The organism is Fodinicola feengrottensis, from assembly GCF_010993775.1.
Lineage (GTDB): Bacteria > Actinomycetota > Actinomycetes > Mycobacteriales > HKI-0501 > Fodinicola > Fodinicola feengrottensis.
The window spans coordinates 1-21,893 of sequence record NZ_WOTO01000033.1; the positions used below are offsets into that span (position 1 = coordinate 1).

The 21,893-nt window shown below is 66.5% G+C and carries 22 protein-coding genes and 6 pseudogenes; 5 read left to right on the forward strand and 23 right to left on the reverse strand.

Features of this window, described 5'->3' with window-relative positions; all coding sequences use genetic code 11:
- Positions 1–46: 46 nt before the first annotated feature.
- Entirely contained in the window at positions 47–313 is a 267-nt protein-coding gene (locus GNX96_RS27415; protein ID WP_163570474.1) for an acyl-CoA dehydrogenase family protein, read from the reverse strand.
- Positions 314–571: 258 nt separating this feature from the next.
- Here GNX96_RS27415 and GNX96_RS27420 point away from each other — a divergent pair, with 258 nt between their 5' ends.
- A complete protein-coding gene (locus GNX96_RS27420) occupies positions 572–1,930 on the forward strand; it encodes a UDP-glucose dehydrogenase family protein (protein ID WP_279581625.1) in 1,359 nt (452 codons plus the stop codon).
- A gap of 208 nt (positions 1,931–2,138) precedes the next feature.
- Complete coding sequence (locus GNX96_RS27425) at positions 2,139–2,684, forward strand: DUF3558 family protein (RefSeq protein WP_163570476.1); 546 nt, start codon at positions 2,139–2,141, stop codon at positions 2,682–2,684.
- Here GNX96_RS27425 and GNX96_RS27430 read toward each other — a convergent pair.
- The 7 genes and pseudogenes from GNX96_RS27430 to GNX96_RS27460 form a co-directional block, all read right to left on the reverse strand.
- Complete coding sequence (locus GNX96_RS27430; protein ID WP_163570478.1) at positions 2,681–2,977, reverse strand: discoidin domain-containing protein; 297 nt, start codon at positions 2,975–2,977, stop codon at positions 2,681–2,683. The genes GNX96_RS27425 and GNX96_RS27430 overlap by 4 nt on opposite strands.
- 212 nt (positions 2,978–3,189) lie before the next feature.
- Complete coding sequence (locus GNX96_RS27435; RefSeq protein WP_279581668.1) at positions 3,190–4,494, reverse strand: alpha-N-acetylglucosaminidase C-terminal domain-containing protein; 1,305 nt, start codon at positions 4,492–4,494, stop codon at positions 3,190–3,192.
- Positions 4,385–5,218 carry an alpha-N-acetylglucosaminidase TIM-barrel domain-containing protein gene (locus GNX96_RS27440; RefSeq protein ID WP_163570482.1) on the reverse strand — a complete coding sequence of 278 codons (834 nt, stop codon included), beginning with the start codon at positions 5,216–5,218 and terminating at the stop codon, positions 4,385–4,387. Before GNX96_RS27440 ends, GNX96_RS27435 begins: the two co-directional genes overlap by 110 nt.
- A 28-nt stretch (positions 5,219–5,246) precedes the next feature.
- Positions 5,247–6,176, reverse strand: a pseudogene (locus GNX96_RS27445) (alpha-N-acetylglucosaminidase TIM-barrel domain-containing protein); the annotation flags it as partial.
- Positions 6,177–6,225: 49 nt separating this feature from the next.
- Positions 6,226–6,879 carry an ROK family protein gene (locus GNX96_RS64970; protein WP_163570651.1) on the reverse strand — a complete coding sequence of 218 codons (654 nt, stop codon included), beginning with the start codon at positions 6,877–6,879 and terminating at the stop codon, positions 6,226–6,228.
- A pseudogene (locus GNX96_RS27455) lies at positions 6,798–7,535 on the reverse strand (ROK family transcriptional regulator); the annotation flags it as partial. The pseudogene GNX96_RS27455 and the gene GNX96_RS64970, both read right to left, overlap by 82 nt.
- Positions 7,536–7,582: 47 nt before the next feature.
- Positions 7,583–7,774 carry a hypothetical protein gene (locus GNX96_RS27460; protein WP_163570488.1) on the reverse strand — a complete coding sequence of 64 codons (192 nt, stop codon included), beginning with the start codon at positions 7,772–7,774 and terminating at the stop codon, positions 7,583–7,585.
- 139 nt (positions 7,775–7,913) lie between these two features.
- Between GNX96_RS27460 and GNX96_RS55600 the strand changes: the two genes are divergently transcribed.
- Positions 7,914–8,657 (forward strand): MFS transporter, encoded by a 744-nt coding sequence (locus GNX96_RS55600; RefSeq protein WP_279581626.1) that lies wholly within the window; start codon positions 7,914–7,916, stop codon positions 8,655–8,657.
- Complete coding sequence (locus GNX96_RS55605; protein ID WP_279581627.1) at positions 8,597–9,058, forward strand: MFS transporter; 462 nt, start codon at positions 8,597–8,599, stop codon at positions 9,056–9,058. The genes GNX96_RS55600 and GNX96_RS55605 overlap by 61 nt, the downstream gene beginning before the upstream one ends.
- 114 nt (positions 9,059–9,172) lie before the next feature.
- Here GNX96_RS55605 and GNX96_RS55610 read toward each other — a convergent pair whose 3' ends face one another.
- The 14 genes and pseudogenes from GNX96_RS55610 to GNX96_RS55650 form a co-directional block, all read right to left on the reverse strand.
- On the reverse strand, positions 9,173–9,313 hold the full coding sequence (locus GNX96_RS55610; RefSeq protein ID WP_279581628.1) for a hypothetical protein: 141 nt from the start codon (positions 9,311–9,313) through the stop codon (positions 9,173–9,175).
- A gap of 17 nt (positions 9,314–9,330) precedes the next feature.
- Positions 9,331–10,227 carry an ABC transporter permease gene (locus tag GNX96_RS27470; protein WP_279581629.1) on the reverse strand — a complete coding sequence of 299 codons (897 nt, stop codon included), beginning with the start codon at positions 10,225–10,227 and terminating at the stop codon, positions 9,331–9,333.
- A gap of 57 nt (positions 10,228–10,284) precedes the next feature.
- On the reverse strand, positions 10,285–10,677 hold the full coding sequence (locus GNX96_RS55615) for an ABC transporter permease (RefSeq protein ID WP_279581630.1): 393 nt from the start codon (positions 10,675–10,677) through the stop codon (positions 10,285–10,287).
- A 12-nt stretch (positions 10,678–10,689) separates the two neighbouring features.
- A complete protein-coding gene (locus GNX96_RS55620; protein WP_279581631.1) occupies positions 10,690–11,010 on the reverse strand; it encodes a hypothetical protein in 321 nt (106 codons plus the stop codon).
- On the reverse strand, positions 10,980–11,246 hold the full coding sequence (locus GNX96_RS55625) for a hypothetical protein (RefSeq protein WP_279581632.1): 267 nt from the start codon (positions 11,244–11,246) through the stop codon (positions 10,980–10,982). The genes GNX96_RS55620 and GNX96_RS55625 overlap by 31 nt, the downstream gene beginning before the upstream one ends.
- Positions 11,243–11,557: an ATP-binding cassette domain-containing protein gene (locus GNX96_RS55630; RefSeq protein ID WP_279581633.1), complete on the reverse strand. Its 315-nt coding sequence runs from the start codon at positions 11,555–11,557 to the stop codon at positions 11,243–11,245. Before GNX96_RS55630 ends, GNX96_RS55625 begins: the two co-directional genes overlap by 4 nt.
- 217 nt (positions 11,558–11,774) lie before the next feature.
- Positions 11,775–11,975 (reverse strand): annotated as a pseudogene (locus GNX96_RS64975) (sugar ABC transporter ATP-binding protein); the annotation flags it as partial.
- Entirely contained in the window at positions 11,921–12,754 is an 834-nt protein-coding gene (locus GNX96_RS55635) for an ATP-binding cassette domain-containing protein (protein WP_279581634.1), read from the reverse strand. The gene GNX96_RS55635 and the pseudogene GNX96_RS64975, both read right to left, overlap by 55 nt.
- A gap of 164 nt (positions 12,755–12,918) precedes the next feature.
- Positions 12,919–14,196 carry an autoinducer 2 ABC transporter substrate-binding protein gene (locus GNX96_RS27485; protein WP_279581635.1) on the reverse strand — a complete coding sequence of 426 codons (1,278 nt, stop codon included), beginning with the start codon at positions 14,194–14,196 and terminating at the stop codon, positions 12,919–12,921.
- A 6-nt stretch (positions 14,197–14,202) separates the two neighbouring features.
- A pseudogene (locus GNX96_RS64980) lies at positions 14,203–14,610 on the reverse strand (FGGY-family carbohydrate kinase); the annotation flags it as partial.
- Positions 14,531–16,270 (reverse strand): annotated as a pseudogene (locus GNX96_RS55640) (FGGY family carbohydrate kinase); the annotation flags it as partial. The pseudogenes GNX96_RS55640 and GNX96_RS64980, both read right to left, overlap by 80 nt.
- Before the next feature lie 82 nt (positions 16,271–16,352).
- Positions 16,353–16,823, reverse strand: a complete 471-nt coding sequence (locus GNX96_RS27505) for a MarR family winged helix-turn-helix transcriptional regulator (RefSeq protein ID WP_163570490.1) — start codon at positions 16,821–16,823, stop codon at positions 16,353–16,355.
- 8 nt (positions 16,824–16,831) lie between these two features.
- Positions 16,832–17,617 (reverse strand): MSCRAMM family protein, encoded by a 786-nt coding sequence (locus GNX96_RS55645; RefSeq protein ID WP_279581669.1) that lies wholly within the window; start codon positions 17,615–17,617, stop codon positions 16,832–16,834.
- Positions 17,618–17,662: 45 nt separating this feature from the next.
- Positions 17,663–19,467, reverse strand: a pseudogene (locus GNX96_RS55650) (MFS transporter); the annotation flags it as partial.
- A gap of 170 nt (positions 19,468–19,637) precedes the next feature.
- Here GNX96_RS55650 and GNX96_RS27515 point away from each other — a divergent pair.
- Positions 19,638–20,852, forward strand: coding sequence for an alpha-hydroxy acid oxidase (locus GNX96_RS27515; protein ID WP_163570492.1), 1,215 nt, complete (start codon positions 19,638–19,640; stop codon positions 20,850–20,852).
- 66 nt (positions 20,853–20,918) lie between these two features.
- Here the strand turns inward: GNX96_RS27515 and GNX96_RS27520 are convergent, their stop codons facing one another.
- A complete protein-coding gene (locus GNX96_RS27520; protein WP_279581637.1) occupies positions 20,919–21,827 on the reverse strand; it encodes an aldo/keto reductase in 909 nt (302 codons plus the stop codon).
- Positions 21,828–21,893: the final 66 nt, after the last annotated feature.

Below are 21,893 nucleotides of genomic sequence, written 5' to 3' on the forward strand. Positions count from 1 at the left end.
ACGCGGACAGGATGCCGGCATGCTGCGAGATCGGTGACGTAAGGGATCAGGATGACGAAGCACACCCCGGCTGACTTCCTCGATCCGGATGACAGTGCGAGCGAGTGGAGCCGGCACCCTCGTACTCCTCCGGGATGTGAACGGCGTGGAAACCGGACGAAACCAGCGCATCCTGCGCTTCCTGCGGGTATCTGGGCTGCTCATCCACGTCTTTCGCGTACGGCTCGATGGCCTTCTCGGCGATTTCCCGAACGGCGGCGCGCACCGTGTCGTGGTCATCCGTCAGGCGGTAGGTCTGAAATGACGGGTCCACGGAATTCTCCTCTTCAAGCGGTATGCGAGAATATGAAAGTAGCGTGATTTACGGGCCGGTAACCAGCAACGCAAAGCAACACGTCGGTGACTCAGGTCACAGACTACCGGCCAGTAACACTCCCGGACATGGGTGACACGATCCACACCGTCTATCCTCGTCCGACGACATTGTTCCGTTAACAAAGTGCGCCCATTCGCAGCGGCACAACCGCCCCGCAGAGCGCCCAAACGCTGAAGCCAACGGAGGTTCCCCAGCGTGCCACCCATCACACCGCAACGCCCTCGGCTGACCGTACTGGGCACCGGCTATCTCGGTGCCACCCACGCCGTGTCGATGGCGGAGCTGGGTTACGACGTGCTCGGCGTTGATGTCGACGAAGCCAAAATCGGCAAGCTGGCCGACGGGCAGGTGCCGTTCCACGAGCCCGGCCTAGACGAGCTGCTGCAGCGCAACCTGGCCACCGGCCGGCTGCGCTTCACCACCGACTACGCGGAGGCCGCGCGCTTTGGCGACGTGCACTTCGTCTGCGTCGGCACCCCGCAGAAGAAGGGCTCGCTGGCCGCTGACCTGCGGTATGTCGAGGCCGCCGTGGTCTCGGTGGTGAAGAACATCCACGGCCGCGCGCTGATCGTCGGCAAGTCCACGGTGCCGGTGGGCACCGCGGAGTGGGTCGAGGAGCTGATCGCCAAGCACGCTCCCGAGCACGCCGAGATCGAGGTCGCGTGGAACCCGGAGTTCCTCCGCGAGGGCTTCGCGGTCGAGGACACCCTGCGTCCGGACCGGCTCGTCTTCGGCGTGAAGACCGAGTGGGCCAAGGAGATGCTCGACAAGACGTACCGCGGCGTGTACGAGCTGGCCGCCGCCGAGGACCGCGAGGTCCCCGTGGTGGTCACCGACTTCGCCACCGCCGAGCTGGTCAAGGTCTCCGCGAACTCGTTCCTGGCCACCAAGATCTCGTTCATCAACGCGATGTCCGAGGTCTGTGAGGCCGCTGGTGCCGATGTGACGCAGCTCGCTCGCGCGATCGGGTACGACCTGCGGATCGGCAACCGCTTCCTGCGCGCCGGTGTCGGCTTCGGCGGCGGCTGCCTGCCCAAGGACATCCGGGCGTTCCGGGCCCGCGCCGAGGAACTGGGCGTCGGTGCCGCGCTGAACTTCCTGTCCGAGGTCGACGAGATCAACCTCCGTCGCCGGCAGCGGGTCGTGGACCTGGCCGCCGAGTTGGTCGGCGGGTCCCTCGCCGGCAAGCAGGTCGCCGTGCTGGGGGCCGCCTTCAAGCCGAATTCCGACGACGTACGCGACTCGCCGGCCCTCGCGGTGGCCCGCAAGGTGCACGACGCCGGCGCCTCAGTGGTCGTGTATGACCCGGAGGGCAACGAGAACGCCCGCCGCGACCTCCCCGAGGTGTCGTACGCGGCGTCGCTCGACGAGGCCGCCAAGGGCGCCGAGGTGGTGCTGTGTGTGCTCACCGAGTGGGAGGAGTTCCGGCACGCCGACCCGGTCGCGCTGGCCGATGTGGTGAACGCGACACGCATCGTCGACGGCCGCAACTGCCTCGACCCGGAGCTGTGGCGCGCCGCCAACTGGGAATACCGCGGGCTGGGCCGTCCGTAGTTTTGCCGTAGTTCCATCGCGGGCTCCGCTTCGGCGGGGCCCGCGATGAGCTTTTCAGGCCCTTATCGCGCTTGCCCGAAAGTGCCTCGGCGGGGGCAGCGCGGGTTGCCCTCGTACGGGTCCATTGCCGCGGTGACGAGGATCGCACCGGTCACTAACTTTCTCGGTCGGCTGGCCGAACTGGTGCCAGCTCGTCCAAGGAGTTCCTATGGCCGGCCGTACCCTCACCCTCGCCACGGTTCTGCTGACCGGCGCGCTCGCGCTGACCGGTTGTGGCCTCCTTACTAAGAAAACCACCGCGCCCGCCGCTCCACCGGTGGTGGCTGCAGCTTCCCCATCGGCCAGTGCCTCCTCCGACAGCGGCTCGGCCGAAACCTCCGTACCGGATCCATGCACGTTGATCACCGACAACGACGTGAGCGTCGCCGTCGGGAAGCCGGTCGCCAAACACTTCCCAGGCACCAACGGACCCATCCTGTCCTGCGAATGGACCCTCGACCCAGCCTTTCTCGTCGTACGCATCACCCTTACGCGTACGACCAGGGAAGCCTTCGATTCCGCCCAGAAACTCGACCCTCCGTCCAAGCCAGTGACCGATGTCGGCGACGCCGCTTATGTGGGCGGTGACCAGGATCTCCGGGTGCTGAAGGGCACCTTCCTGATGACGCTGAAATACAGCGACACCGCCCACCCCGAGTCGCAACTCGCCGCCAACAAGACGGTCGCCGCCAAGGTCCTCCCCAAACTGACCTAACCTCTCGCGAAAACGGTGACCTCGGTGAGATGGAAGCTGGAGTTCGCCGAGTTGCTCAGGCCAATGATCTTCACGTAGCGCACTGTCGCTTCCGTACGGGCGGTGTCACCGGCGTCCGTCGCGGGGTTGGTGTTGCTTTTGCCACCCAGGACGAAATAGTGCGTGCCGTCGGTGCTGCCGAGCAGCTGGTACGTGTAGAAGCGGGTCCCGTCGACGTAGTTTCGTACGTTCACCGCGGAAATATCGGTGGGGGCCCCGAGATCGACCTGCCACCAGGTGCCGGTGGTCTCCATTTTGCTACCCCAGTACGGATCGTTCGAGGCGGCTCCCGTCGTTCGCCGCGGTCGCCGAGTTTCCCGGCTCGGACGACTGCGCGGTCACCGGCTTGCCGACACTCACACTCAGCGCGCCGCGCCGGTCGTCGGCGCGGCTGGCACGTACGAGCCGACCGCGAAGCCGTGGAAACGGGCCAGGCCGGTCAGGCCGGTGTTCGCGTTGACCGCGCTCATAACCATGCCCACGTCTTCGCCGGCGGCCACCCCAGGAACGGTCGCACTGCCCACCACAGTCCAGTTTTTTTCCCGTCGCTGCTGCAAGATCCGTTGAGCTGGTCGCCGTGCCGGCCAAGTCGTACGTAGACAGTGGGCGCGAAACCGCCGGTTTCCGCGGAGCTGTCGATCGTGCCGTTGCCGTCCCGGTCCCAGCCGAAGACGCAGCCGTGGCCAGGTGTCACCCCGATCGTCGCGTAGCCAGCGGATCCGCTCGCGGACAGGTCGTTGCTCGCGACCAGGCCGGCGCGCGCGTACGGCGAAGTGTTGTCCTGGCTCGTCACCTGGGTAATCACTGCCTGGTCGTCGGCGAGCACATTTTTTTTTGCGATAGACCGCTCCGAATTCGTTGCGGTCACCCCACACGTCCGCACACCGCCGCCGGCGATCGAGAAATTGTCCCCGGACTGGGCGAAGCCGGCGTTGTTGGTCGAGACCGTGGTGTACGGAGCCGCGATGTCACCGGTGACCAACAGCTGAGCGGCGGCGGTGGCGCGGGAACTTTCCGAGCCAGAGCGCCAAGAAACGCCGGCATTCAGGGCTGGCGTGCTGCCGGAGGGCGCGTTCGCCGGCGCGGCGACGGTCCATTTGGCGGTGAAGGTGCCTCCCACCGGGACCTGCCTGGTGGTCGTCGGAGTCGCTGGGCGTACGACATAGCCGGCCGGCGCGGACACCGTCAGTCCGACGTTGTCCGCCGACCGGATCAGGTTGCTGTTGGCGAAAACAACGGTCACCTGGGCGGTGCCGCCGGGCTTCACCCAGGCCGTCGCCGCGGTCGCGGTCAGGGGGTGCCGGCCGGCCCATCCGCGACGCGGCTGGCCAGCGCGTACGAGTCGCCATGTGGCTGGCTCGGATAAGCGGTGTCCTGATGCGCCCAGGTGTTGGCGTACGCGTGCCAGTCGATGTCGGCGGCCGGCTGACCGGTCCGCAAAGCCTTGTCCAGGCTGGAAAAAATATAGTTGCCAGCGGCCGCCGTAATAGTCACCGACCAGCCCGTTCCACTCCCGGCGGGCATAGTCCTGCAGATCCGGAGTGCCCGAGTCCCACAGCGACACCAGGGACCGTAGGTCGTACCGAAGCGCTGCGGCCTCGGTCCGGTTCGCGGCCTGCGCGCGCGCCTCGGCCTGCCAGCTGCCGAGCAGGAAATTGCTGTCAGTGCCGAGCAGGGCATCCATCAACTTGATGCTCTGCGCCCACTTTCCGGTCAACTGCTCGAATTTCGTGATGTCCTTGGCAGCGAAGGCGGCTTGGATGGGCGGCAGCTGCGCACGGCTTTGGTTGGCCCAGCACCTGACGGGCCACATCGACCAGGTCGTACCGATAGGCGCTGCTGTTCCGCAGCCGCGGGGCCACTTGGAGCAGGTCGCCGAGGGCGGGCGTGAACGTGTTCGGGTCGTAGCCCAGCGCGGCGCCGGTGTCGGTGATGCTCGGCTCATCGTCGTACAAGGCAGTCGGATATTTCCCGTCGACCGTGGTCGGCAGGTTGTACGCGGTTTTGCCGAGGATCTGCCAAGCCTGCGCGGCATGCAGGTCAGCCGTACCGTAGCGGGCGAGGGCATAGCTGGCGAACCAGCTGGCCATGTCGACCGGGCCATCTTGCCAAGGCATTTCGGCGAAGAAGTCCACCGCGACCGGGTTGTTGTCGATACCTTCCGGCATCAGCGCGATGCCATTCAAGGCCGTACCAGATTTTGCTTGCCACGCATGGAACTTCCGGTTCCATTCAGCGAGCCCGGCGCCCATGTTGTCGTGTCCGCCGAAGTTCCAGATGGTGCCGAAGGCATACGGCGTACCGATCCAGTCCTGGTCTCGGTCGGTGACCGAGCCCTGCTCGGAAAGCCCGTCCAGCACCAACATCTTCGACCGGTCGACGGCCTGCAGGGTCGCTGGCAGCGGGTTGGACTGCCAGCCGAGAATGGCCCAGATCGCGGCCGGATGCGCGGTTTCCAGCGCCCGCTGGACAGCCTGCGAAGCGCGCCGCGACATCGACCGGTCCGGCTATCCCGCCCTCGTGCAGCAAATCCATTTTGTACATCGTGCTGGGGCCGAAAAGGTGGGTCTGCACCTGGTAGAAGGCGGCCGCGACCTTGGCGAAGAACGGGTCGGTGGGATCGAGCCAGTCCGGCCGTTCCAGCCCCGCCCAGATACCCTGCGGAACAGTGTGCGCACCGGGGTTCTTCGCACTGAATCCGGCCGGCACTGTCCCGTAATAGCCCGGAAGAACAGGCGTCATGCCGAGCGATCGCAACTGATCCGCGATCTGCCGGCCGAGCACCGCGCGACGGTCGATGAGTTGCTGCGAGATCGGGCTGCCCAGGCAGCACATGTTCTGCAGCAGCCACCACGGCTGGTGGCCCGGTTGCGGAATCCAACTCCGCATTTGTGCCGCGGTGTAATGGAACTGCTGGAAGGCGCGCTCGTACACGGCCTCCTGTCCTTCGTAAACCAGCACCTCGTTGATGCCGTGCAAGGCCAGCACGTCGATCCGGTGTTGCCATTGCTGCCAGGTCAGGTACGCGCCGGCGTAGCCCTCATTGGTGTCGTTCAGCGCGAAGCGATTGTCCACCGACGCGGTGTGCTCGATGGGCTGCGCTGGCAGCGCAAGGCGCGGTGGCAGGTTGAGCTGGCTGCCTTCCAGTTCGATGTTCGCGTGCGCGACATACTTGAGATACCAACCAAAGCCCGTCAGCTCGACGGCCGGGCTGGTGCCCTCCACGACCAGCCGGCCGTGGTCGGCGGACACCCGGAACCGGTCTTTGCCGGTCCCCTTCCGCGTTGCCCGCAAGGTCACCTGGCTGGCGTAGCGAGGTCCGATCAGCCGGGTCAGTGCCTGTTGCGCCGGCCGGGAGTCGAAGGGTGCTCCAGCCGCGTTCGCCGGCGCCTGCGGGGCGGTGAGCAGGGCCGCCGCAACGGCGGTGACCAGCACCAAAGCCTTGGCACGCATGACTGACCCTCCAGGTGGCGTACTAATGAAGGCATCTTTCGAAAGTTATTTACGGATCACCCTGACGGACCGGCGGATGGGCGTCAAGGGATGGACGCCTCCGCTCCGGGAATGGCCGAACGCGGTCAGCGGGCCAGCGGATCGGTGGCAGCCGGGAGCAATCGGTCTTCCACGTCGGTGAGGGCAAGACGGACGGCACCGAGAGCGGAGCGGTCGCCTCGTCGCCCAATGCGGACAGCGTCAGCAGTGGCTTGGCCAACGCGAGCGGCTCGATGTGCCGCTCGATGGCCGACAGCAGCGACGGCCCCGCGGTGGACACTCCGCCGCCAAGGACGACCATCTCGGGATCCAGCACGAGCAACAGAGCCGAAAGACCGCGGGCCAGCCGGGCCGCCACCTCGTCGATCGCCTGCGCGGCCGCCTCGTCGCCCGCACGGGCGGCGGCGAAAACCGCGGTCGCGTCGGTTTCCTCGGCCCCCGCCGGCCGGCCGGCCGGCCGCCGCGCCGCCGCCGGCTGCCGGCCGCCTCGATGATGGCGCCCGCACCGACCCGGCTTTCCAGCGGCCCCAACCCAGATTCGTCCGGCACCACCCCGGCCTGCCCGTCCAGTACGCTCAAATAGCCGATTTCGCCGGCCATTCCGGCCGCGCCGCGGTGCAACCGGTCGCCGATCACCAGGCCGGCACCCACTCGCGCGCCCCACTGAATGAACACGACCGTACTAACCCCGGTGGCCACCCCCAGCCACCGCTCCGCGATCACCGCGAGGTTGACGTCGTTTTCCACCTGAATCGGCGCCGAAAACGAGCGTCGGAGCGCGTCAGCCAGCCGGATCTCGTTCCAGTCCGGCAGGCTCGGCGCGAAGGTCACCGCCCTGGTGTGCGGGTCCACGATGCCCGGTGTGCCCACCGTTACCGACCACACCTCATGGCGGGCAATACCCGCCTCTTTCAGCAGGCTCGTCACAGTTTCCCTTACAGCGGCCAAAACTTGCTGCCCAGAGCTAGCGAAATCGTCGTCGCGGCGCTTTTTCGCGACCACCGAGCCGGTCAGGTCCGCGAGCATCGCGAGAATCTTGTGCGGGCCGATATCGATCCCCAGCACATATCCCGCTCTGCGGCGAAAACGTACGGCCCGGGCCGGCCGGCCGATCCGCGGCTGGTCCGCTGCCTCTTCCTCGACATATTCGGCCAGCCCGCCAGCCACCAGTTGCTCGGACGCCTGCGAGACCGTCGGGCGGGACAGCCCGGTCAGCTCGCCGATCTCGGTCAGCCGCAACGCATCGCGGCCCCGCAGCGCGGCGAACACCTTGGCGCAGTTGATCTCGCGCAACAACGCCGGACTGCTGCTCGCCTGCACGCCACCTCCACCGGCCGAAACGAAAGATCTTTACGAAACTACTCCTTCTATCGCTCGCCCGGCGGTTCGACATCCGGACCGCGACCGCCGGCGGTCGCGAACCAACCGGTGGCCGGCAACTCCGGCTCAGCGGCTCCGGTCCGGCCAGCACGGCCAGCACCGCTGGTCAAAGTGGAGGCCGCAGCACCGGCCCGTCGAAATCCGCGCCCGCCCGCGGCCCCAGACTCGTCGCGGTTCATCAGATGAGTCGAATTCGACTGTCCACATTTGTCTAGAATCCCAGGTTCTCTTTCTGGCTGTCATCTGGTGGCCGAAACTGTACGCATAGTGGCGTTCCTGCCACTCGAGTTCCGGGATCGCAGCGGCGATGATCGGGGGGTGACAGCTGACGAGGCGCGTACGGGCGCAGTCGACCTGACCGCGTCGAGTGATCCGCGAGGGTGGCTCCGGGCCGGCGTCGCGGTGGCGGCGGTGGGATGGGGAGCGCAGCAGTTCGCGCCGCTGTTGCTGATGTACCAGTCCACGCTCGGCCTGTCGACGACCACCGTGCAGGGAACCTTCGGTTTCTACGTGCTGGGGCTGATTCCCGGACTGCTGTTCGGCGGCCCGATGTCGGATCGGTACGGCCGCCGCCGAGTGATGGCTCCAACGCTGGTGGTCTCGGCTGTCGCCAGCCTGCTGCTGATCCTGGGCGGCACCGGCGCCGGGTGGCTCTTCGCCGGCCGGCTGCTCGCCGGGGTCGCCAGTGGCGCCGCTTTCAGCTCGGGAGCCGCCTGGATCAAGGAACTTTCAGCTTCCCGCAGCAGCCTGAGCCCGCGCCGGATCACGGTGGCGATGAGCGTCGGTTTTGGCCTGGGGCCACTGGTTTCCGGCGTGTTGGCGCAGTGGGGGCCGGCTCCGACGGTGGTCCCGTACCTGCCTCATCTGTTGCTCGCGGCGGTCGCCTTCTTTCTCATTTTCGGCGCACCGAGACTCGCTTTCATACCGGCCCGGGCAGCTTGCTGGGACAGCTACGGATACCGGAAATCCGCGACCGTCGATTCCTCTTTGTCGTTGTTCCGTTGGCACCATGGGTTTTCGGCTCGGTGTCGATCGCGGTGGCGTATCTGCCCGGGTTGGTGAAAAGTAGTCTCGGCGACAACGCGCTGATATTCAGTACGGGCATGACCGCGCTCTGCGCGGCCACCGGTATCGCCACCCAGCCACTCGCCCGTTTCGTTGACAGGCCGGGCAAACCGTGGCTGTTGGGCACCGCTTTGGGACTCGTGGTGGTCGGAGTTCTCGTCGCGGCCGCTGCGGCGGCCCTGGTGCAGCCAGCGCTGGCTGTCCTCGCCGCGCTGATTCTTGGCGCCAGCTACGGATGTTGCCAGGTCTGCGGGCTCCGCGAGGTGCAGCGGATCGCCCGACCGGACCGGCTGGCCGGGCTGACCGCCGCCTACCAGGCGGTCTCGTACCTCGGCTTTGCCGGTCCTACCCACTTTCGGCCGCCGGCCGGCACGTACCCGCCGGAGACCTCCTCTTAATCGTTGCTGCGCTTGCTTTGCTTACACTGCTCTGGACGGCCTATCAAGCTTCCACTGACCCACTGCGAAAAGTCCGCCGCTAGTACTGGTCGGCGGTGGCATTGACGCTGCGACCTACTGCAAAGAGCCGTACCGGCGCAGCGTGAAGGAGTTCAACAACGCTGACCCGATCAGAACGACACCGAGCGCGAGCAGTTGGAACTGGCTGCCTTGGGAGCCGGTGAACATCAGCAGGATGCCCGCGTTGAGCCACACGATCAGCAAAGATGCCGCTACCCCCCCGCCGATGCGGCCGACGCCGCCGGAGATGGCGACGCCGCCGAGAACGGCGATGGTGATGGCGGGCAGGGCCATGCCGTTGCCGACGGTGCCGGCGTCTGGACGGGCGGAGGCGAATTGGCCAACGGTGACGACGGCGACGACGGCGGAAATGATGCCGGCGGCGACGAAAAAGCGCGGAAACGTACGCTGGAGACGCGGATGCTGGCGAAGCGGGCGGCCGCGTCATTGGTGCCGACGGCATAGAGTTTCCGGCCGTAGGTCGTACGACTCAGAACCAGCCACGCGACCACCACGCAGGGCAGCAGAAAAGTCAGCACCTGCAACGGAAAAGGCGGCAGGAATCCGACAGTGACCGGCTGTGTGAGTGAGTGCAGGTCCTGCACCGGCTTGTCAGAAATAGGGTCGCTGTGACTGCTCACCAAGGAAATCGAGCTGAAGGCGTAGTAGGTGGCAAGGGTGGCGATCAACGCCGGGAAGCGCAGGTACGCGACGAGGGCGCCGTTGATCGCGCCCAGCACGGCACCACAGAGCAAGCACACGACAATTGCCGGCAGCACCGGCCAGGACAATTTTCCTACCAGGAAGCCGAAGACCATACCGGAGAGGCTGACCATCGCGCCGACCGAGAGGTCGATGCCGCCGCGGCCGGAAACCATCACCACCAGCTCGGCGATGGCCAGCAGGCAAAGCGGCACCATCGACTCCAGCGCCGACGCCATGTACGAGATGTCGTAGGGCGCGGTCAGATAGTCGCCGGCTTCCAGGAACTTGAGCCACCCCACCATGATTACCAGCAGGATCGCCAGCAGCGCCACCCGCTCGGTGAGAATGATCCGGACGATCCGGCTGACCGGATTGCCCGCCGGTTCCGCCGTTTGCGTTGCCATCAGCCAACCTTCCGGCGTCCGAGGTGGCCGGCCAGCCGGCGGCGCTGGCGCACCAGGTCAACCCCGACGGCGAGCAGGATGAAAAGACCGATGAACAGGTCGGTGAGGTCGCTGGGCCAGCCGAGCAAGGTGATCGCGCTGGAGACGATGCCGACCAGCAGGGGCGCCCAGCAGTGTCCCCAAAACTGTGCCTCGACCGCCCAGAATGCTGGTGCCGCCGATGACAACGGCCGCGATGACCTGAAGCTCCAAGCCAGTGCCGGAATTTTGCTGAAGGCCGCCGCTGCCGATCAGGCAACAGGCCGCGAGGCCCACCAGCAGACCGGTCATCGCGTACGCCGCGACCCTGCGCCGGGCCACTTTTACGCCGGCCAGCCGGGCCGCGTCCGGATCACCGCCAATCGCGTAGAGATGCCGCCCGGTGGCCCAATATCGCATGTAAATCCACATTTCCCGCGCCGATCAGCATCGCCAGCCACCAGGCGTTGGACACCCCCAGGGTGCTGCCACTGCCCCCCCACCGCCGAAAAACTGCAGCGTCGGCGGGACGCCCGTGACGTCCTGGGAGTTGAAGATCTGCAAAGACACGAAGCGGTAGATGTTCAGTGTCCCGAAAGTGATGATGATCGGGTGGACCCGCCCGTACGCGACCAGTAATCCGTTCAGAGTCCCCAAAATCGACCCCAACACCAGCGCCACCACGACGGCCGGCAGAAACGGCAGGCCGGAGTCCCGTACGAGCAGTGCGACGATCACCATGACCAGCGCCGCCGCGCTGCCCACCGACACGACACGTCGATGCCGGCGGTGACGATCACCGCGGTCATCCCGATCCCCATGATGGCGATCGGGGCCACCGAGAACAGGATGTTGTTCAGGTTCGACGCGGTCAGGAAAGTACGGGTCATCAACGAAAGAACCACACACAACACAATGATGACCACGACCAGCGCGAGTTCCTGGCCCTCGATTGCTCGGACGATCGGCCGCCGCCGGACCGGGGTGTCCACTGTGGTCACTCGGCGACCTCCCCAGCGGCCGCAGCCAACACCTCGACCTGCTCGGCGGCACGCCCGTAGCGAGCGGTGATGCGGCCGGCGCGTACGACCAGCAGCCGGTCAGCGAGCAACAGAACCTCCTGCAGATCCGAGGAAACCAGCACCACCGCACTGCCGGCCTCGGCGAGCGAGGCGATCGTCCGGTGGATTTCTTCCTTGGCGCCCACGTCGACGCCTTGCGTGGGTTCCTGCAGCACCAGCACGTCCGGGCGCTCGACCAACTGCCGGGCCAGCACCACTTTCTGTTGGTTGCCACCGGAAAGCGTGCCCACCGCGGTACCTGGACCGGGCGCCTTGATGCCCATCGGGGGAAATCAGGTCGGTGGCGGTGGCCTGCTCGCGCCGGCGGTCCACCCACAGCCGCAGGCGCGAAAGGAATGTCAGGTGCGCGCTGGAGATGTTGAAGGCGATGCTCTGCGGAGCGAAAACGCCCTGCAGTTTCCGGTTCGCCGGGAGCATCGCGATGCCGTGCCGGACCGCGTCAATCGGGTCCGCCAGCGTGATGACCTTGCCGTTTCGGCTAACTGTTCCGGAAAAAGCGGTGTCGATCCCGAAGAGAGCGCGCGCGATGTCGCCTGCGCCGGATCCGACAAGCCCGTAGAGGGCGACGACTTCACCGGTGCGTACGTCAAAAGTCACGTCAGTGAAGGCTTCTCCGCGCGACAGGTCGCGCACCGAAAGTGCGGGCACCGAGCCCTGCGCGGAGGCGGCGGATTTGCCGGCGCGAGGTCGGAAAGCGGCTGGCCGACCATCAGTTCGGCGACCTGGCGTACCGAAAGTTCGCGGGTCGGCTGGCTCGCCACCACCTGCCCGTCCCGCAACACGGTGACCCGGTCGGTCACCTGCGCTAATTCGTCCAGTCGGTGACTGATGTAGATAACGCCCATGCCGGAGTCGCGAAGTCCTCGTACGACCGTGAAAAGTGTCTCGATCTCCCGGTCGGTCAGGATCGCGGACGGCTCGTCCAGGATCAGGATCCGGGCGTCGTGGGCGAACGCCTTGGCGATCGACACGAGTTGCTGTTCGGCCACCGGGACATCGGCGACCCGTACGTCCGCGAGCCGTGGATCCAGGCCAAGCCGTCGCAACAAGGACGCGACCTGGGTGCGCTGCTTCGGCCAGTCGACCCGGCCGAAGCGGCGCAGTTCCCTCCCGATAAAGACATTTTCCGCCACGGTGAGCTCGCCGAACAGCTGCGGTTCCTGGTAGACAGTGGCGATGCCGGCATCCAGCGCCGCCGAGGTGCTGCCGAGCGAGAGCGGCTTGCCGTCCAGCGACACCTGACCGGTGTCCGGCGACTCGGCACCGGACACGATCTTGATCAGCGTCGACTTGCCGGCACCGTTCTCGCCCACCAGCGCGTGCACCTCACCGGCTCGTACGGAGAAATCGACGCCACGCAACGCATGCACGCCGCCGTACCGCTTCTGCACACCAGCGATCTCCAGCAGAACCGAAGGCGAGCTCATGGGGCGTGTCTCTCCATTCCAGGTGGATGAGGGTCGAGATCCAAACGGCGTTCTGCCGGTGCCGGGAGGTCGCCTTCATACCTTTGTTGTATGGGGGCGATCTCCCGGTGCCGGCAGACGGCGTTTGGGCTCGGCCCTCGCCGCCTGGAATGGAGAGACACGGCCTAATAGCTGTACTTGTCGGCGTTGTCTTTGGTGATCACCAACGGGTCACCCAGCAGCAGCATCTTCTTGTCGCCGAAATACTGTACGGCCGGCAGCGAACCGCTGACGTTGTTGGTGGTGGTGAAAGGCTTCTTGTCCGCGACCTGCTTGGCGGCCCACACGGTCAGGTAGCCGAGGTTTTCCACGTCCCACAGGATCGCGCTGCTGCTCGATCCGTCCTGCAGATACGGCTTCATGGCCTGTGGAGTTCCGAGGCCCACGGTGAAAACCTTGCCGGTCTTTCCGGCTTCCCGTACGGCTTGGGCAACTCCCGGTGCGGACGACGTGCATTCGCCCACCAAACCAGTGAGATTCGGGTGCGCGGCCATCAGCTGCTTGGCCATCGTGACCGCCTTCGCCTGATCCTCACCGGCATAGACGATCCCGTCCAGCTTCACGCCCGGGTATTTCTGCGCGCCGTACTTCTGCTGGACCGCGATCCACGAGTTCAGGTTGGCGGCCGTCTGTCCACAAGAGACAATCGCGTACTCACCCTTGCCTCCCATGGCCTTGACCATCGAGTCGGTCAGGCCCATCCCGATGCCGTCCACGGTGGCCTGGTTGACGAACACCTCGCGGATCGAGTTCGGTGCGTCGGTGTCCGCGGTCATCACGTGAATGCCGGCGTTCTTGGCATCCTGCAACACCGGCGCGAGCGAGTCGGGGTCGTTGGGCGCGACCACCAGCACGTCCACCTTCTGCTGGATCAGCGACTTCACGATGTCGGTCTGCGCGCCCGGATCAGCGGTCGTCGCGCCCTTGTAGATCCAGTTGACGCCGCGCGCGGCGGCGGCTTTCTTGCCACCGGAGTTCATCGCCTCGAAATACGGGATTCCTTGCAGCTTGGGCACGAAAGCGACAGTGATTTTCCTGGTGCCATCGGCGGTGGCACCGGTGTTCTTCTTGCTGCAGCCGGTCAACGCCACCACGCCGACCAGTAACACAGCGGTGAAAACGGTGACGCTTCGGGAAAGCAACGTCGTCCTTGGCATTGCACATCCTCCACTCATCGAGCCAACTCCGCGGTCCCAACTAGACCGCGTCGGCCCGTACCAGCTCACGGAACCTGGGGGATATCTTTCTCCCCCACCGGCGGCGCCGGTCGGGGTGGTCACCCTCGGCCGGTCGCTGGCTCGTACGACCTCACGCATCTGCGCCAGCCCTGACAGCTCCCCCAGCGCGCCCAGCTGCACCAAAGCGTTCCCGTACGCGGTCGCCTCGATCGGCCCGGCGTACACCGGGATGCCGGCCGCGTCCGCGGTGAGGTGGTTCAGCAGCTCGTTCGACGACCCGCCGCCGACGATGTGGATCAGCGGCGCTGGCCGGCCGGCGGCCGTCGCGATGTCCTCGACGGTCAGCCGGTAGCTGAGCGCGAGGCTTTCCAGTACACATCGGACAGTCGCCCCGATGCCGTCCGGCACCGCCTGCCCGGTCCGCCGGCAGTACGCGGCGATCCGCGCCGGCATGTCGCCTGGCCGCAGAAAATCCGGGTGGTCGGGGTTCACCACGCTGCCCGATGGGCTCTGCCGCGCCAAAATAACCAGCTCCGAAATAGCCGAGGTCGTGGCCGGCGGCCCGCCACTCCCGCCGGCATTCCTGCAACAGCCACAAACCCGTACAGTTCGACAACAGTCGGATGGTGCCGGCGACACCGCCCTCGTTCGCCAGGTTCGCCGCGCGTGTGGCCGGCGTGATGACCGGTCGCTGCGTTTCCACCCCGACCAAAGACCAGGTGCCGGACGAAATGTACGCGGCCGCCGGGTCCGCGAACGGCACTCCGGCCACCGCGCTCGCGGTGTCGTGGCAACCCGGCGCGATCACCCGAGCGCCGGCCAGCGAGGGAAAATCGCCGGCACTGGGCAGCAACGGGCCCAGGTCCGTACCGGCGTCGACCACCTCGGGCAGGAAATGCGTCGGAATACCCAGGTCGTCCAGCAGGCCAGTGGCCCATTTCCGGTTCGCCATGTCGTACGCACCGGTGGTGCTGGCGATGGTGAATTCGGTGACGGTGGCACCGCACAGCAGGTTGTTCAGAATGTCGGGCACCAGCAACAACAAGGCGGCTTCATCTTGACGGCGGCGGCCCGCGGCGGTCTGCCTTTCGCCCAGCAGCTGGTAAATCGTGTTGATGTCGTTGAGCTGGATGCCGGTGCTGTCGTACAACCGCTCCCGGCCAACCATGCCGATCGCGGTGTCGATCATCCCGCGAGTACGGTCATCTCGATGCGACACCGGATCTTCCAGGAGTCGCCCAGCGGCGTCCAAATATCCGTAGTCGACCCCCCAGCTGTCCACTCCGATGCCGTCGACGCTATCGACCATGGTGGCCGCCCGCGCGATGCCGTCCCGGATGTTTTCCCAGAGCAGAGCCAGATCCCACCGCAACGCGGCACCGACCGTACGAGCACCGTTCGGGAATCGGTGCGCGACCTCGAAAGTCAGCCGGCTGCCGTCGAAACGGGCCACCATCACCCGGCCGCTCTCGGCGCCGAGATCCACCGCGATCACGTTGCGGCTGGCCATCAGGCGGCGCCCTCCGCGACTCGGCACCCGGCTGATCGGCACCCCGATCTCCTTCCAGTCGGCCACCAACTGGTCGCTCGCGCTGTCGTCGGTGAAAAGACTGCTCACCCGGGATGCTCGTACGAACGAGTGCAGCGAGAACCGGCCGATCTTGGACGAGTCGAAAAGCCCGTGGACGTACGTGCAGGCGGCCACCATCCGCACTTTCGCGGTGGTTTCCTCGGCGGACAACTCCATGAGTCCACCCTGCACCGAGAGGGACCGCAGACCGAAGAACCCGTGCTGCAACTGGCCACGACTGGTCAACGCGTCACCGAAGTCGCCGACCAGCGACCACGAGGACCGGCGGACCGTGCCGCCGGGCAACACCACGGTGATCGAGTCCGACTCCGACAGCACGTCGGCCGCACGCAGACCGTTGGTGACCACGATGAGACTGCGGCGTTCCCGCAGCTCAAGCGCCATGTAATAGCACGTCGTGCTGCCATCGAGGGCGATCGCGTCGCCGTCTTGGACCAGCGCCGCGGCGGCCCGGGCGATCGACCGCTTCGCGTCGGCGCGGTGCCGCAACCGCATCTCGAAGGCGCCTTCGTCGGCGCCATGCGAGCGAACCGCGCCACCGCGTACGCGTCTGAGCAGGTGCCGCCGCTCCAGGCTCTCCAGGTCTTTTCGGGCGGTCACCGCCGAAATCCCGAACCGGTCGGTCAGGTCGCTGACGCTGACCCGCCCATCGGTCTCCAACAGCCGCAGGACTTCCTGCTGGCGTTCGTGTTCTGCAATCCCTGGCATGAGGCCACCTCCGCGGAGTGTGACCCTAGACACCTCGAAGCCGAAACGTCAACAAACGAAATCAACCATGCTGGTCTCTCGGTTACGGTTGGGTTTCGGATTCGGCGGCGATGCGCTCCAGTACGGGCACCGCGGCAGCCAACGCGGCGAGCTCCGCGTCGGTCAACATGGCCAGCTTGTCCGCCAGATAGCCGGCGTTGCGGGTACGGATCTCGGCGATCCAGGCGGAGCCCCGCGGCGCGATCCCGATCAGGCCGGCCCGCTGGTCGTCCGGATCCGGCCAGCGGTCCACATAACCCTGCTGCAGCAGCCAGTCCACGATGCGGGACATCGTCGGCGCACTCGTACCCACCCGTGCGGCCAGGTCACCGAGCCGCAGCGGCCCGCTCTTCTCCACCACCGCGATGGTGGACAGCCGGGTCGGTGTCATGTCGTCGGTCTGCGCCTGCAGCCGCAGCCGGTGCGAGATCCGGCTGATCGCGATCCGCAGCCGACCCGGCAGGTCCGGATCGATTCCGGGCTGCACCTTCAGCTTCGCCGCACTCTCGCCCATGATGCAGACTACCCGCGGATCGGTTGGGCGGGGGCGGCAAAGGCCAGATCCGCGCTGGTCAGGCCGCCATTCACGTGGATGGTCGCGACCGCCGGCTGGTAGAGGTTCGCCACCACGGTGTAGTCGCCGGACGGCACGTCCGGGATCCGGTACGAGCCGTCCGCGTTCGTACGAGCGGTGCCGATCACCTGGCCAGCGGGGTCGATGACGGTGACCACAGCGCCCTCGACAGTGCCGCCGCCGGGCGCCGACACGAGCCCGGCGAGACCGCCGACCGGAGCGATCCGCAGGTCGAGCACGGCCGGCTGTCCGAGCGTCACCTGGACCGCGGCGGCCACCGGCTGGAAGTGCTCGGCGTTGACGGTCACGGTCAGGTCGCCGGCCGGCAGGCCGTTGATCGCGAAGTGCCCGACCTCGTCGGTGACCGCCTGACTGAGCACGTCACCGTCGCTGTTGATCGCCAACACGGCCGCGCCCAGCACCGGCTGACCGCTGCTCGCCCTGACCACTCCAGAAAGGGATCCGTTGCCAGCCAACACGAAATCACGTCGTACCGGCACGTCCGACCGGACCACCACGGCGACCGCCTCCGGCCGGAAACCCGGCGCGGTGCCGATCAGCGTGTATGGGCCCGGACGCAGGCCGGTCACCGCGTACGCACCGGTGGGGTCGCCCTGGGCGCGACCAATCTGGCCGCCATCGACGCCGGTCACGGTGACCACCGCGGACGTCACCGGCGCGCCCGCCGGCGTACGCACGCTGCCAGCCAGCGACACTCCAGGGTCGGGAGTCATCACAGCATTGTGCTGGATGCGTCCGTTCACCGCCGCGTGGGCTCCGTTGGTTTGCTGCGGTAGCAAGTTCGACTGCATGTCGGTGGCCGGCTCACCAGCCACTTCGGCGAGCTCCGCACCCAGCGACTCGACGCCGATTTTCCTGCTCCGCCGGGAAGGCGCGGCCAGCCAGGACGCGACGGCGGCGATCAGGCAGCCGACGATCGCGAACCAGAAGGCCGCGGTCAGGCCGTCCGAGAACGGTCCGGAGATCAGCTGCGGGAAGAAGCCGCGGCCGGTCAGGAAAGCGGCCTGGGCGTGCGGCAGCATGTTCAGCACTGGGCCGAGCAGCTGCTGGATCGGGTTGTAACCGAGGAAAGCGGCGAAAAGTACGGCCACCGCGGGGGCAGCCCGGCGCCCGGCGATCCGGGTCGCGTCACCCGCGGACACTCCGTGCGCCTGCAGGCCGGCGTTCATCGCGGCCGGCAGGTGCTGCGAGAGGCCGGCGATGATCAGGCTGAAGAAGACACCGATCGACAACACCATCGCGGAGTTCTGGAAGGTCGCGGTCATGCCGGCGCCGGCGCCACGCGAGTTGGCCGGCAGCGCGTTCATCACGTCCGCCCGGTTCGGCGAGCTGAACAGCCCCATACCAATGCCGTTGAAGAACAACAAAACCGCGAACTGCCAATATTCGAAGTTCACCCGGATGTACGCCAGCAGCAGGAAGAAAGTCACCGCGGTCAACGCGAGGCCGCCGGTGGTCAGCCAGCGCGAGCCAATGCGGTCTGAGATGATGCCGGACACTGGCGCGGAAATCAGGAAGCCGACGGTCAATGGCAGCATCGCGATGCCGGCCCACAACGGCGTCTCGGCGAACGAGAATCCGTGCTGTGGCAGCCAAATGCCCTGCAGCCAGATGATCATGATGAACTGCAGGCCACCGCGGGCCAGCGAAGCCAGCAGGTTGGCGATGTTGCCGAACGCGAAAGCGCGGATCCGGAAAAGCGACAGGTTGAACAGTGGCGCTTCGACCTTGGTTTCGATGTAACCAAAAATCGCCAGCAGGATGGCTCCACCAATCAGCGGTGCCAGCACCTGCGGGTTGGTCCAGCCCATCGTGTGACCGCCGTACGGCTGGATGCCACCGGTGATGCCGACCAGCAACGCGATCAGGCCGACCGCGAAGGTGATGTTGCCCCACCAGTCCATTTTGGCCCGGCGCCGCTCGCTGGTGTCGTGCAGTTTCAGGTACGCCCAGATGGTGCCGAAAATGCCGACCGGCACCGAGACCAGGAAAATCAGGTGCCAGTTGATCGGGGCCAGCACGCCACCAATCACCAGGCCGATGAACGACCCGGAAATCGCTGCCACACCGTTGATTCCGAGGGCCATACCACGCTGGTTGACCGGAAAGGCGTCGGTCAGGATCGCACTGGAATTGGCGAACAGGAAGGCGCCGCCAATGCCCTGGACGATCCGCCAGCCAATCAGCCACCAGGCGGCCGCCGGGCCGGTCATCCACGTCACCGCGAGGAACACCGACGAGATCGAGAAAACCGCGAAACCGATGTTGTACATCCGTACGCGCCCGTACATGTCGCCGAGCCGGCCGAAAAACCCACCACCAGCACCGCGGTGACGACCAGGAAACCCATGATCATCCACAGCAGGTAGTTGGAGTTGCCGCCCTCCAGCGGGTTGATGTTGATGCCGCGAAAGATGTCCGGCAGCGCGATCAGCACGATCGACGAGTTGATCGTCGCCATCAGGATGCCCAGCGTGGTGTTGGACAGCGCGATCCACTTGTAGTGCGGACCCAACTCCTCGATCCGACGTGGACCTCGGTGCTTGCTGCCCGCTGCCTGGATCTGTTGGTCTTCCACAGCCACGGCTTACCCTCCCCGCACACTTCGTTAGTTGTCTAATGCTAACTGATTTGGCGGGTCGCCGTACAGCGTGGCGGTGATCATGTGATGGGAAGAGCAGCAGGGAATATTCTGTAGGATCAGGCGACTTGGCCTCGGCTTTTAGGGGAACGATGACAACGCGCCGACTTCCGAAGTGGTCCGAACTGAAACCCCTGTTGCAGACCCAAAAGATCGAGTGGGATCCGACCGAGCGCCGGCTCGCGAAGGCTCAGACGATCGGTGACCTGCGACGGATCGCGAAACGGCGGACCCCGTCGGCGCCCTTCGACTACACCGACGGAGCCGCCGACGGCGAGGTCAGCCTGCGCCGGGCCCGGTCGGCTTTCGCCCGATTGCAGTTCAACCCGAGCATCCTGCGAGACGTGTCCAAAATTGACACATCCACCACCATTCAGGGCAATCCGTCGGCGTACCCGATCATTTTCGCACCGACCGGTTTCACCCGAATGATGCACACCGAGGGCGAGCGCGCGGTCGTACGAGCGGCGCAGAAATACGGCATCCCGTACGCGCTGTCGACGATGGGGACGACGTCGATCGAGGACGTGGCGGCGGCCGGGCCGGACGTGGACAAGTGGTTCCAGCTCTACATCTGGTCCGACCACGGCGCCGGCAAGGAGCTGGTCCAGCGGTCGCACGCGGCCGGCTACACGACGTTGATCCTGACGGTCGACGTACCGGTCGCCGGTGCGCGGCTGCGGGACGTACGCAACGGCATGACCATCCCGCCGGCGTTGACGCTTAAGACCTTCCTCGATGGCGCGATGCATCCGAACTGGTGGTTCGACTTCCTCACCACCGAGCCGCTGCAGTTCGCCTCGCTCTCGCACTGGGAGGGCACCGTCGCGGACATGATCAACCACATGTTCGACCCGACCGTGACGCTCAAGGACCTGGACTGGATCCGGGACGCGTGGCCGGGCCGGATCGTGATCAAGGGCATCCAGACCGTCGAAGACGCCCGGCGAGTCGTCGACCCGGCCGGCGCCGAAGGCATCGTGCTTTCCAACCACGGCGGCCGGCAACTGGACAAGGCGCCGGTCCCGCTGGAGCTGCTGCCGTCAGTGGCCGCAGCGGTCGGCGATCGTACCGAGATCTACCTGGACACCGGCGTCACGTCCGGCTCCGACATCGCCGCCGCCCTCGCGCTCGGCGCCGACGCAGTCCTGGTCGGCCGCGCTTACCTGTACGGCCTGATGGCCGGCGGCCAGCGCGGAGTCGAGCGCGCCGCCGAGATCCTGACCAGCCAACTCCGCCGTACGATGGCGCTGCTGGGCGTCAACTCCGTCGATGAGCTCACCCCCTCCCACGTCACCCTCCGCTAGCTCGCCGGCCTTAGTCCGCAACGCCCTCGCTGGGTTCCCATGCGGACGAACAGTCATTACGGAACGTCACGATGGGGCGTCGAGGCGGGTGAGCTGGTCGGGAGTGAGGGTGAGAGCCACTCCGGCGACTGCTTCGTCGAGTTGCGCGGCGGTGCTGACTCCGACGATGGGGCGTACGTGCGCATCGGCCGTCATCCAGGCAAGTACGACCTGGTGGCGGGTGGCGCCCAGCTCGCCGGCCACCTCGTCCAGGACCGCCAGACGGGCGGTGTTGCCAGGGTGGTTGTACACCTCGCGAAGCCGCTCCGGGCGGGTGTAGGCGCCGGCCAGCAGCGGCGTGTACGCCCAGAGCTCCAGGTTTTCGCTGCGGACGTGGTCGAGCACGTCGTCCGTCGCCCACGGGAATTCGTGGTTGACACCGGGCGGCATCTCACCGGGGCGCGGCCGCAGGTACGAGTAGCTCAGCTGCACCGCGGTGTAAGGGGTCCAGCCGTGCGCGGCGGCCGTACGGCGGGCCGCCTCGACCCGCCAGGCCGGCTGGTTGGAGGCCCCGAGCCGGCCGACCGTACCGGCCGTGACCAGCTCGTTCAGCGCGCCGCCGACCTCTTCCAACGGGACCCGCCGGTCGTCCATGTGGGTCCAGTACATCTCCACGTGGTCGACGCCGAGCCGCTGCAGACTGCCCTCGATGGCGGCCTCGATCGCCGGCGCGGACAGCCCCTCGCGGTTCGCCGGCCACTCGCCGGTAGGACCGGGCTCGGCGCCGACCTTCGTGCTCAGCTGGATCCGCTCGCGGATGCCTGGCCGCAGCCTGAGCCACTTGCCGAGCAACGTCTCGCTGAGGCCGCCATGCCCGCTCGGATCGCTCCAGAACGCATAACAGTCCGCTGTGTCGATCATCGTTCCACCGGCGTCGACGAACCTGTCCAGCAGGTCGAACGACGTCTTCTCGTCTTGTTTGGTACCAAAATTCATTGCGCCTAGTACGAACATCAGCGATGCCACTCCTCTTCGGTGGGTGCCTGTCACCGAGACTGCTAC

Bases quoted from the DNA above. Each gene is read 5' to 3' on its own strand.
- GNX96_RS55615 (WP_279581630.1), bottom strand. From the start codon at position 10,677: ATGTGGATTTACATGCGATATTGGGCCACCGGGCGGCATCTCTACGCG.
- GNX96_RS27460 (WP_163570488.1), bottom strand. From the start codon at position 7,774: ATGAACCGCGACGAGTCTGGGGCCGCGGGCGGGCGCGGATTTCGACGG.
- GNX96_RS27440 (WP_163570482.1), bottom strand. From the start codon at position 5,218: ATGTCGCGGCGCGCTTCGCAGGCTGTCCAGCGGGCGCTGGAAACCGCG.
- GNX96_RS27520 (WP_279581637.1), bottom strand. From the start codon at position 21,827: ATGAATTTTGGTACCAAACAAGACGAGAAGACGTCGTTCGACCTGCTG.
- GNX96_RS27515 (WP_163570492.1), top strand. From the start codon at position 19,638: ATGACAACGCGCCGACTTCCGAAGTGGTCCGAACTGAAACCCCTGTTG.
- GNX96_RS27470 (WP_279581629.1), bottom strand. From the start codon at position 10,227: ATGGCAACGCAAACGGCGGAACCGGCGGGCAATCCGGTCAGCCGGATC.
- GNX96_RS27425 (WP_163570476.1), top strand. From the start codon at position 2,139: ATGGCCGGCCGTACCCTCACCCTCGCCACGGTTCTGCTGACCGGCGCG.
- GNX96_RS27430 (WP_163570478.1), bottom strand. From the start codon at position 2,977: ATGGAGACCACCGGCACCTGGTGGCAGGTCGATCTCGGGGCCCCCACC.
- GNX96_RS55635 (WP_279581634.1), bottom strand. From the start codon at position 12,754: ATGAGCTCGCCTTCGGTTCTGCTGGAGATCGCTGGTGTGCAGAAGCGG.
- GNX96_RS55645 (WP_279581669.1), bottom strand. From the start codon at position 17,617: ATGACTCCCGACCCTGGAGTGTCGCTGGCTGGCAGCGTGCGTACGCCG.
- GNX96_RS27505 (WP_163570490.1), bottom strand. From the start codon at position 16,823: ATGGGCGAGAGTGCGGCGAAGCTGAAGGTGCAGCCCGGAATCGATCCG.